The following is a 10,384-nucleotide window of genomic DNA, read 5'->3' as shown; positions in this document are numbered from 1 at the left end:
AACGATTCCGGGAGCCACCTCGTCGATATCGTCATGTGGGTGACGGGCATGAAGGTGAAGGAAGTCTACGCGCGCTCGGACAATTTCGACGCGAAGGTGGACATCAATACCTCGCTGACCATGACCTTCGAGAACGGCGCGCTCGGCAGCATGTCGGTCATTGGCAACGCGCCGGCCTGGTACGAGGACCACAGCATCGTCGGGAGCAAAGGCGCGCTGTATCTGCGGCAAGGGCTCGGGCTCATCCACCTCGACGGCATGGGCAAGCCGGTGGAGGTGAAACTGCCGAAGTACCAGCAAGACCCCGATTCAAACTTCGTGAACGTGATTCTCGGCAAGGACGTGCCTCAGACGCCGCCCGAATGCGGCCTGCGCACGATCGAGGTCACGGAGGCGGCATGGAAATCCGCCGCGTGCGGCAAGCCGGTGCGCGTGCCCTGACCGCGGCGGGCCGCGCAGTCAGGCTTATGACGGAAACGCCGTGTCAAGACCCAACATCATCCTGATCATGGCCGACGAGTTGCGCTGGGACTGCCTCGGCTACGCCGGCAACGCGGATGTCGAGACGCCCAATTTGGACGCGCTGGCCGCGCACGCGGTGAACTTCACGCAGGCCATTTGCCAGCAGCCGTTGTGCGTGCCGTCGCGCACTACCGTGCTTACGGGGCTGCGTCCGGCAGAGCACGGAGTGCGCACGAACGAGACGCCGCTGCCGGAGGAGACGCCCGTGTTTCCGCGGCTCCTGCGCGGCGCGGGGTACCACACCGCCGCCATCGGCAAGATGCATTTCGTGCCGCCGCGCGCGGAGCGCGGATTCGACCTGATGCGCCTGGCGGAACAGGACAGCCCCGGCCGCAATCAGGATGACTACCATGCCTGGCTCGCGGAGCAGGGGCAGGAAGACCGAATCGACCACTGGGACCAGGTGGACCGCGCCGCCGCGCCGGAGCGTTACTGGCTCAGTTTCGGCGCGATGCAGTCGAATCTGCCCGAACCGCTTTATTCCAGCACTTGGATCGGCGACCAGGCCGTGCGCTACCTGTCCGATACCGCCCGCGAACCCTTCTTTCTCTCGGTTGGGTTCATCAAGTCCCATCATCCCTTCGATCCGCCCGAGCCTTGGGACCGCCTGTACGACCCGCGGAACCTGCGCCTGCCCGAAGGTTTCGTGCTGCCGGTGCCTGAGGACGACGCCCGGCATGAGGCCTTCTTCGACCTGCGCCAGATGACCGAAGCGCGGTTTCGCCGCGTCCTCGCGCACTATTACGCAACGATCTCGCATATCGACGCGCAGGTCGGGCGCATCCTGGCCACGCTCACCGCGCGCGGTCTCACCAACAACGTGATCGTGTTTACCGCCGACCACGGCGACTACATGGGTCAGCACGGGCTCATTCTCAAGAGCGGGGCGCGGCCCTACGACGCGCTGCTGCGGGTTCCCTTGCTGATTGCGGGACTGCGGGCGCAGCGCCGCGGCATTGCCGAGCCCGCGCTCGCCGAATTGACGGATATTGCGCCCACGCTGTTGGAGGTTGCCGGCGCGGAACCGCTGCCTGCATGTTCTGGGCGCAGCCTTGTGCCGTGCCTGTATCGCGAGGGCGTGACGCTGCGCGCGGCCGCGCTCGCCGAGGTTCGCGGCAACACCCGGGCCGTGCGCACGGCTGCACGGAAGCTTATCGAATCGAGCGACCCGGCCATGTGCGCCTACTATGACCTCGAAACGGACCCGCACGAGTTTGTGAACCGCTACGGCGACCCCGCCTGCGCCGGGAGCCGGGAATGGCTCCGCGCGTTCTTGAACCAAGCGTAGCAGCTTCGCCTATTGCACCGGCCTGCTCGTGATTAACCCGATACCGCGGCCGCGCCCGCCCACGGCGCAGTAGTACATATAGAACGTGTCGTTGGCCGGGTTGTACACCAGCGAAATCTTGTGCGCGTACTGCTTGTCGAGCCCGCTCGGGTTGCCGCCCGCCTTGTAAAGCGGCTCCGGGTGCTGCGTCCAGTGAAGCAGGTCTCGGGAAAACGCGACCATGATGTGCGCGCCGCCGCGCCCGACGCCGAAGTAGACCATGGTCCAGTGGTCGCCGTCGCGGAAGACCTTCCCGTCCGAGCAGAACTGTTCGTCGTATGCGCCCGCGCCGCCGTTGCGCACGACCGGGTTGCCCGCAAAACGCTCCCAATGCGCGAGGTCGCGCGACGTGGCCACGCCCATCTGTTCGATGCCGCCATTTGCCGCATTGTAGAAATCGTAGAACACGCCGTCATGCTCCAGCAGCCACGGCTGATAGATGCAGTCCTTCTCCCATTCCGCCGCGCCGACGACGGAGAGGATGGGCATGTCCTCAGACGCGCGGCGCCACGTGTCCCCGTCGTCGCTCCAGGCGAGGCCCTCCGCGCCGGGCCGGATTTCGTAGCCGCCCCGTTTCGGGTAGCAGCCGTAAAGCACCCAGTACTTGTCCTGAAACCGCTTGAGCGTGCGCGGCGCCTTCACGTCGTACGATTCGAAGAGCAGTCCGCCGAAGGTGACGCCGCCGTGGTCGAACGCACCCGGCTCGCCGAAACTCATGACGAGCCCTTTCGGCGTCCAATGCACGAGGTCCGCGCTTGCCGCGAGCGCCGTCTGGTAGCCGCACCCGTCGAAACCGGTGTAAAATATGCGCCACTCGCCGTTGTGCAGCCAGACCAGCGGCGTGTCGACCATGGTGAATCCGAGCCCATCGTCCGGCGACGGCGGCACCACGAAATCCGGATAGTAATGCCAGCCGCGATACGGCGCGGCCCATGCATCGAGCGTGGCGGCGTCAATAGCGGTGTCTTCTCCAGCCGCGGACAATAACATCAAGCCTGAAATCAGCACTGGCAACACGGTGAATACCCCGGAGTAATGCATCCTTGTCGTACCACGAAACGGCCATATGCCAATTCACGATACCCGCTTTTTGACTGCTCCATCAATCTGGTCGCGACCGGAACCCGACCCCTGAGGCTCCGTGAGCGTGACCGGCCCTGTTCGCCGGGCGGCCTTCGCCATGGAGCGGGTCCCGAGTTTGCCTGCCGAAGGCCGCGCCGGTATCATTCGGCCCTTTCAGCGCTGGACGGAGGTTGGCATGAATCCATCAGCATCAGGCGGGCAGCCCATCGCCGTCGATTGTCATTACATGGGAATCGCGCGCCGGGCGGCGGCGTACCTGCTTGTCGAAAATGGGCGCGCCGCGTTCGTGGACAACAATACCAGCCGCGCCGTGCCGTTGTTGCTCGATGCGCTGGCCGCGTCGGGTGTCGCGCCGGAAGCGGTGGATTACCTCATCGTAACGCATGTGCACCTCGATCATGCCGGCGGCACGGCGGCGCTCCTGCAGCGCTGCCTGAACGCGACCGTGCTGGCCCATCCGCGCGCGGCAAGGCACCTTGCCGACCCCGCCCGGCTTGTGAACAGCGCGAAGATGGTGTATGGGGAAGATGCGTTCAACAGGCTGTACGGCGTGATCGAGGGCGTCCCGGCGTCGCGGGTCCGGGCCATGGCGGATAACGAAACGCTTGCCTGGGGCGCGCGCACTCTGCGTTTCCTGCACACGCGCGGCCACGCGAACCACCACGTCTGCGTCCACGACAGCGGCGCGAATTGCATTTTCTCCGGCGACGCTTTCGGCATCGGACGCGCGCCGCGCGAAAGGCCCGGCCCGTCGTTTCTCATTGCGGCAACCGCGCCTCCGGATTTCGACCCCGCGGCCGCCCGCGTGGCCGTGCAACGCATCCTTGAAGCCCGTCCGGCCGCGGTCTGCATCACGCACTTCGGGCGGACCGACGAAGTGCCTGAAGACGCGCGGAAACTGCTGCGTTGTATTGACCTCATGGAGGCGATTGTGAACCGCGCCGTCGAGAGACGTCTCGAGGGCGGTGCATTAGATGCGTATTGCCTGGAACAGACGTCGGCTGCGCTGGATGACCACCTGCGCTGGTGCGGCGTGACGGACTTCGAGGGCGACCGCCGCTTTGTCGAAGGCGACGTGGCCCTGAACGCGATGGGCCTGGCGCACCTCGCGCGCAAACGCATGGAAACACAATAGTCGGCGGTCCGTGTCCGCCGGTGTTTGTCCATATCCGTATGCGAATCGAGATGCACAACAAGAGAGGATGGTTATCAGATGTATCCTGAAATTACACGATTGGGGGCCGGGCGCACCCGGCGCGTGTCGTCGTATGACGTGACGGGGCGCAATGCGGATCGTTGGCTCATTGAGCCGGGCGAAACGCGGGTGCTGGCCGACATCCGGGGGCCCGGCCGGATCACGCATATCTGGATGACGCAGCCGCGGCATTACCGGAGCGTCTTGCTGAAGATGACGTGGGACGACGCGAAGGACCCGAGCGTGCTTGTGCCCTTGGGCGATTTCTTCTGCCTTGGCCACACGATAGTGAACAGCTTCCAGAACGCGCTGTTTTGCGCATCCACCTTTCACAACAACAAGATGGAGGAAGGCTGCGCGCTCAATTGCTATATCGCGATGCCGTTCCGCGAACGCGCGGTGATCGAACTCATCAATGAGTCCGGCGAGATCCACCCGCAATATTTCTACATTGACTACGAAACCTGCGACGCGCCGTTGCCCGCTGACGAACTCTATTTCCACGCGGCATTCCGGCGGGAGAATCCGTTCGGCGGATGGGCTCACGAGATTCTGGTCAACACGCCGGAAGCCGACGTGGTGAACAAGGGCCGCGCCGCCTTCGACAACAATTATGTCATCCTCGAAACCAAAGGCAGAGGGCATTACCTAGGCTGCAACATGAGCATCACGAATTTTCAGAATACGTGGTGGGGCGAAGGCGACGACATGGTCTGGGTGGACGGCTATCACTGGCCGCCGGACCTGCACGGCACGGGCAGCGAAGACTATTTCAACCACGCTTGGGGCATGCAGCCGAACACGTTCCTGCGCAACGGCTCGTCGATTCACGAGTCCAACACGGGCGGCTACCAGACCAGTTACGTGCTCCACCTCGAAAACCCGGTGCGGTTCCGCAAGGAGATCAAGGTCACTATCGAGCACGGACACGCCAACCACCTATGCAACGAGGTCAGCAGCGTTGCCTATTGGTACGCCGCCGAACCCACGCGCGTCGCGGCGCCACCGCCCGCGGCCAAGCGCGCGCCGGTGATGCGCGATGCCAGCAAGGCCTGGAAGCAGGATCCGAAGGCGCAGATCACGACGCAGCGCGTCAAGCTCACGCCCGAAATGCGGCGCATGAAGGCGTTGTGGCGCAAACTGCGCGTACAGCCCTACGGCGCCCTCGCGAAGGACCGCAGGAAGACGGACAAGACGTGATTCCGCCTGACAGACGCGATTCTGGTTAGAACCCGGCAAGATGTTTATAGTATGAGCGCATCGGCAGCCGTGCGCTGCACGGAGAACCGGGGAGAGAGCCTTATGATTCGGCGTGTTCTTTTTGCGTTCACCGTCCTTTTGTTCTTAAGCCTCGCCTTTGCCGCCGCGGCGCAGGAGAAGCCGTATGACCAGGCCGTCGACCACGTCTACGCGACGATCGACGGCCAGGATTTCTATATGGACGTCTTCACGCCGAACGGCAAGGCGCGCAAGGACATCTATGCGCCCAACGACAACGGGTTCGGCCTCGGGATCGTGGACGTGGTCAGCGGGGCGTGGCACTCCGACCGCGGCAAGATCGCCGAACATGAACAGGCCCAGATGTACGCGATCTTCTGCGCGCGCGGCTACACCGTCTTCGCGGTGCGGCCGGGCACGCGGCCGCTCTACACAGCCAAGGAGATGGTGGAACATATCAAGTGCGCGATCCGCTATATCAAGGCGAACGCGGAACTGTGGAAGGTCGACCCCGCCCGCTTGGGCATTGTCGGCGCGTCCGCGGGCGGGCACTTGGCGCTGTTGAGCGTGCTCACTGCTGAGCGGGGCGATCCCAACGCGGCGGACCCGCTCCTGCGTCAGGGCACCGAAGTGCAGGCCGCCGCCGTGTTTTTCCCGCCGACGGATTTTCTGGACTGGCCCGGCAAGGACCTGAACGGCGTCGCGGAGTTGATTGGCGATATTTTGTTCCCGGGCGGCGCGGCGGGTCACAGCCTTGACGAGGTGCGGGAGGAGGCCGCGGCCATCTCGCCGCGGCGGCTGGTGCGCGGCAACGTGCCGCCTATCCTGTTCGCGCACGGCGACGCGGACCCGCTGGTGCCGCTGCAACAGTCGCGGATCATGGTCGATGCGCTGCGCCAGGCGGGCAACGAGGCTGAATTGATCGTGAAAGAGGGTGGCGGCCATCCCTGGATTACCATTCCATTCGAGATCATCCAGTTCGCCGATTTCATGGACAAGCAACTCGCGGGCAAGTAGGAACTGCGGCGGCTTGAATGCGGGGCGTTGCGCCCCTACACTCTCCGCGGGTTTGCGGAAAGATCCCGCGCCTGTCTGGCTGCTTTTCCCCAAGGAAGGAGAGAATCCGCGATGATTGCCCGTTTGGCCCCGTGGGTGGTCTTTGTGCTCACGGCGGTTTTCGCCATCGGCCACAACTATTACATTCAAAGAAGCCTATGGATTCCCGATGACGCCTACATTTCGATGCGCTATGCAGAGAATTTCGCCGCAGGCAAGGGTTTGGTCTACAACGAAGGCGAGCGGGTCGAAGGGTACACCACGTTCCTGTGGGTAGTACTCCTCAGCGCGGGTTCCTTCGCGGGATTGAACCTGGAGACATTCGCCCAGACGCTCGGAATTGTCTTCAGCCTGGGCGCGCTGCTGCTGACGGCGCGGGCGCACCGGTTCATACCCGGTTTGTCCGTATGGACGTCCTTGCTCGCCACGGTGTTCCTCGGCACGTGCGGCCTGTTTACAACGTGGTTCATGGCCGGCATGGAGACGCCGCTTGTGGCCTTTTGCTGCCTCCTCGCGGTGCTGGTGAATGAACAGGTGCGAACGCGCCCGCGCACGCCGGGCCTGCATGTGCTCCTGGGCGTGTGCTGCACCTGCGCGGCCATGTCGCGGCCCGATGCCGGCCTGATTTTCGCTGTCCTGGCGCTGGACCGGTTCTTCGATGCCCTGCGCGCGCGCGACGTTTCTTTCCTGCTGTTCCCCCTGACCTTTACCGTGCTGTTCGGGGCCTATTTCTATTGGCGGTACACCTATTACGGTTACGTATTCCCGAACACGTTTTACGTGAAGGTCGGCGGCACGTGGGCACAGGCGCTGCGCGGGATGGACTATACGGGCCGCTTCCTGGGCGCGGCCTTCTGCATTCTCGCCCCCGTGCTGGCCGCGTTCCTCATTCCGGGGCGCGCATTCGAGGCCGCCGGGCTGCGCCGCGTGCTGCTGGTCATCGCGGCCCTTCACGTAGCCTACGTGACCACGGTAGGCGGCGATTTCATGCCATCCTTTCGTTTCTATGCCTCCATCTTCCCTTTGATATGCCTGCTCGCCGCGTTTGCCGTCCGGGCATGCCGCCCGCCCGCGATTGTGGCGCTGTTGTTCACCGCCCTCGTCATCGGCCACAACGTGCTGATGATTGTCGAGCACAGGGACATTGGCGACCGTGCGGGAAAGGGCAACGTGGGACGGCTGGGCAAGCGCGTGGGCGAGTGGCTGCGGGAAAATGCCCCGCCCGATGCCGTGCTCGCGACCAACACCGCCGGGAGCATCCCTTTCTTCTCGAAACTGACCACGATCGACATGCTGGGACTTTGCGACGCAGTCATTGCGCACCGCGAGCTGCCCATCGGCTACGGCACCCCGGGTCATGAAAAAGGCGACGGCCGCTATGTGCTGTCGCGCCTGCCCGACTATGTGCAGTTCGGCTCCTCGACCGGCGCGGCAAGCCCGGCGTTCCTGGGCGACCGCGAACTGTACAATATCCCCGAATTCCGGCGGGACTATGAACTGAAGGCGTATCCCATTGGCGGCGGGGCGGTGGTCCGCCTCTATGTACGGAAGGCCGAAGCCGGGGGCAAGCCCCTGCGCGCGAAGGCCCCGGGCGAAGCCCCGCCCCGCACCAGGGCGCGGGGAAGGCCCGCCCGGGTGCAGTGAGACCTCCGTCGCCCCGCATGGCCTTCCGTGTGATACACTTCACTCGAGAGCCGGGAATGGCAGGAACGAGGTCCGGGCGGTGCGCCCGTGAATAAGCGGGCATGGATAGAGTGTTCATGTTTCACAAAACTGGAGGAACCGTACATGCGCGAAGTGTTGTTTGCGAAGACCGTGACCTGCGTCCTGTTGACGCTCGGGATGGTACTGCTGACGGGTTGTGGCGGCGAGAAGAGCGAATCCGCCGCGCCCGGTACGGCTGGCAGCGCCGCCGCTGAGAAAGTCGCCGAAACGATCATCGAACAGTCGGCCAAGGCCCAGGGGGAAGACGTAGACGTGGATATCGATTCCGCCAGCGGCGCGATGACCATCAGCGTGCAGAACGAAGACGGCACACAGCACGTCGTGACCGGCGGGGGCGCGCAACTGCCGAAGGGGTTCCCCGAAGACGTGCCGGTCTATCCCGGCCTGAACATCCAGATGTCGAACAGCATGACCAGCGAGAATGTGTTCAGTATCGTGGGGCAGACCACCGCGAAGAACGACGACGTCGCTGCCTTCTACAAAAAGGAACTGGCTGCGCGCGGCTGGAAAGAAGAGAGTGTCATGCAGCAGAACGCGGAGGGGCAAGTCATGACCATGCTCCACTACGGCAAGGACACGCGGAAGGTCCACGTGATGGTCATGAGCGAGGGAGACGCCACCACCGTCAGTCTGACGACGGGCGAGGAGGAATAGCGGCCGCTACCGCGTGTCCGGCCGTGCAAGGTGTGCGTCGAGAAAACCGGCGAGCGCCTGCATATCGATTTCGTGCCCGCCGTCGTGAATGTGGAGGGCTACCCTGTGCTCCGCGTTCAAGTCCTTGTAGACCAGCCGCAATTCCGCGAGGGCCTTTTCCGCCAGAGCCACGGTGAATTGCGTCTCGGGCTCCTGACGCCCGTTCTGGCATTGGAGCGGCCGGGGCGCGATGAGCGCGTAGATGTCGGCGAAATCAACCAATTCGCGCAGCCCGTCGAGTTTCCAGCACATGCAATGGTTGTTCTCCATCTGGTCCATCACGGTGAGGAAGCCGCAGCTGGACGTCGCCGCGACGCGCGGGTCCATGGCGCCCAGCCACATGGCCATTTCGCCGCCGAGCGACAGGCCCGCGCAGCCGATGCGCCGCGCGTCTGCCTCAGGAAGCGTCTCGAGATAATCGACGCAGCGCATCAGGTCCCAGAGACGCTCGCCCATGAGCGTGCGGCCCGGCTCATACACCTCGTGCTGGCCCACGTCCGTGCTGATAACCAGGTATCCCTTCCGAGCCAACGTCTCCCCGAACAGCCGGTACTCCTGCTTCGCGGGGTCAAACGGGGTCATGCGGTTCCCGCCGTGGCCGTGAATGCAGACCACCGCCGGAAACGGGCCTTGTCCCTGCGCCGGACGCGCCACCACGGCGCTGAAGGTGCGGCCCTGTGTCGCGCGCAGCGTCATGGTTTCAAGCGTGCATCCGTCCCGCGTCTCGAAGCCCCGGCGTTCAGGTTCCAGCGGAACGGTCCTTCCCTCCGCGAGCAGGTCGTGGATATGCAGCAGCTTTGCGAGTTCGGCGCGGACGTTATCCTGCCAAGCGCGCGCCTTTTCCGGGGTCCCCGCCTGGTATCGCATCGTGCGCCGGGGTTGTGCGGATAGTCGTTCGGCGCTGTTCAGGAAGAGCAGCACGGCGGCCAACGCCAGTACGGTGCACGTGACGAGTCTCATGAGCGTTGCCTTTGCGTCTAGCCGAGGGCCACGTCGAGCGTCATCATGGTGGCAAAACCGATCAATGCGCCGACGGTCGCCTCGTGCGTGTTCTTGCCCAACTGCGATTCGGGAATGAGTTCTTCAACCACCACATAGATCATGGCGCCCGCGGCAAACGCGAGCGCATACGGCAGGATCGGCCGCATCAACAGCACCAGCGCCGCGCCGAGCACGCCCGCGACCGGTTCCACCACGCCCGACGCCTGCCCGTAGAGGAAACTCTTCCAGCGGCTCATGCCTTCGCGACGCAACGGCACGGACACCGCCGTGCCTTCCGGGAAGTTCTGGATGCCGATGCCCAGAGCCAGCGCGACCGCGCCGGCCAGCGACGCCGCGGGCAGTCCGGCGCCCACGGCGCCGAACGCTACGCCCACCGCGAGCCCTTCGGGGATGTTGTGCAGCGTGATTGCCAGCACGAGCAGCACGCTGCGCTGCCAGTTCGTCTGGATGCCCTCCGCCTCGTTGCGCGGAAAGCCCAGATGCAGGTGCGGGGTCAGGCTGTCCGCAAGCCACAGAAACGCGCCGCCCGCCAGAAACCCGATGACGGCCGGGACCCACGCGGG

General features: G+C 64.4%; 10 protein-coding genes. 7 read left to right on the top strand and 3 right to left on the bottom strand.

Annotated features, from left to right (window positions below):
- Both KA184_13595 and KA184_13590 read left to right on the top strand, forming a co-directional pair.
- Positions 1–441 (top strand): gfo/Idh/MocA family oxidoreductase (locus KA184_13595; protein MBP8130607.1); only part of this gene is annotated, 441 nt, incomplete at its 5' end.
- Positions 442–481: 40 nt separating this feature from the next.
- Complete coding sequence (locus KA184_13590; GenBank protein ID MBP8130606.1) at positions 482–1,810, top strand: sulfatase-like hydrolase/transferase; 1,329 nt, start codon at positions 482–484, stop codon at positions 1,808–1,810.
- A 9-nt stretch (positions 1,811–1,819) separates the two neighbouring features.
- Here KA184_13590 and KA184_13585 read toward each other — a convergent pair whose 3' ends face one another.
- Complete coding sequence (locus tag KA184_13585) at positions 1,820–2,866, bottom strand: hypothetical protein (protein MBP8130605.1); 1,047 nt, start codon at positions 2,864–2,866, stop codon at positions 1,820–1,822.
- 241 nt (positions 2,867–3,107) lie between these two features.
- Between KA184_13585 and KA184_13580 the strand changes: the two genes are divergently transcribed.
- The 5 genes from KA184_13580 to KA184_13560 all read left to right on the top strand — a co-directional run bounded on the left by KA184_13580 (position 3,108) and on the right by KA184_13560 (position 8,780).
- Positions 3,108–4,067, top strand: a complete 960-nt coding sequence (locus KA184_13580) for an MBL fold metallo-hydrolase (protein MBP8130604.1) — start codon at positions 3,108–3,110, stop codon at positions 4,065–4,067.
- 78 nt (positions 4,068–4,145) lie between these two features.
- Positions 4,146–5,327, top strand: a complete 1,182-nt coding sequence (locus KA184_13575) for a DUF2961 domain-containing protein (GenBank protein MBP8130603.1) — start codon at positions 4,146–4,148, stop codon at positions 5,325–5,327.
- Between the two features lie 102 nt (positions 5,328–5,429).
- Positions 5,430–6,362 (top strand): alpha/beta hydrolase, encoded by a 933-nt coding sequence (locus KA184_13570; protein MBP8130602.1) that lies wholly within the window; start codon positions 5,430–5,432, stop codon positions 6,360–6,362.
- Between the two features lie 111 nt (positions 6,363–6,473).
- On the top strand, positions 6,474–8,045 hold the full coding sequence (locus tag KA184_13565) for a hypothetical protein (GenBank protein MBP8130601.1): 1,572 nt from the start codon (positions 6,474–6,476) through the stop codon (positions 8,043–8,045).
- Between the two features lie 144 nt (positions 8,046–8,189).
- A complete protein-coding gene (locus KA184_13560; protein ID MBP8130600.1) occupies positions 8,190–8,780 on the top strand; it encodes a hypothetical protein in 591 nt (196 codons plus the stop codon).
- A 6-nt stretch (positions 8,781–8,786) separates the two neighbouring features.
- Here the strand turns inward: KA184_13560 and KA184_13555 are convergent, their stop codons facing one another.
- Both KA184_13555 and KA184_13550 read right to left on the bottom strand, forming a co-directional pair.
- The gene (locus KA184_13555) at positions 8,787–9,779 is read right to left on the bottom strand and encodes a dienelactone hydrolase family protein (GenBank protein ID MBP8130599.1); all 993 of its coding nucleotides are present in this window, start codon (positions 9,777–9,779) and stop codon (positions 8,787–8,789) included.
- Positions 9,780–9,796: 17 nt separating this feature from the next.
- Positions 9,797–10,384, bottom strand: a 588-nt coding sequence (locus KA184_13550; protein MBP8130598.1) for a ZIP family metal transporter, incomplete at its 5' end; no start/stop codon positions are given.

The sequence above is a fragment of the Candidatus Hydrogenedentota bacterium genome, from assembly GCA_018005585.1.
GTDB lineage: Bacteria > Hydrogenedentota > Hydrogenedentia > Hydrogenedentales > JAGMZX01 > JAGMZX01.
Note: the sequence above shows the minus strand (reverse complement) of the source record. Positions and strands in the feature narration are given on the sequence as shown.

Excerpts from the sequence above, each read along its gene's own strand:
- KA184_13580 (MBP8130604.1), top strand. The coding sequence starts at position 3,108 with ATGAATCCATCAGCATCAGGCGGGCAGCCCATCGCCGTCGATTGTCAT.
- KA184_13575 (MBP8130603.1), top strand. The coding sequence starts at position 4,146 with ATGTATCCTGAAATTACACGATTGGGGGCCGGGCGCACCCGGCGCGTG.
- KA184_13570 (MBP8130602.1), top strand. The coding sequence starts at position 5,430 with ATGATTCGGCGTGTTCTTTTTGCGTTCACCGTCCTTTTGTTCTTAAGC.
- KA184_13565 (MBP8130601.1), top strand. The coding sequence starts at position 6,474 with ATGATTGCCCGTTTGGCCCCGTGGGTGGTCTTTGTGCTCACGGCGGTT.
- KA184_13560 (MBP8130600.1), top strand. The coding sequence starts at position 8,190 with ATGCGCGAAGTGTTGTTTGCGAAGACCGTGACCTGCGTCCTGTTGACG.
- KA184_13555 (MBP8130599.1), bottom strand. The coding sequence starts at position 9,779 with ATGAGACTCGTCACGTGCACCGTACTGGCGTTGGCCGCCGTGCTGCTC.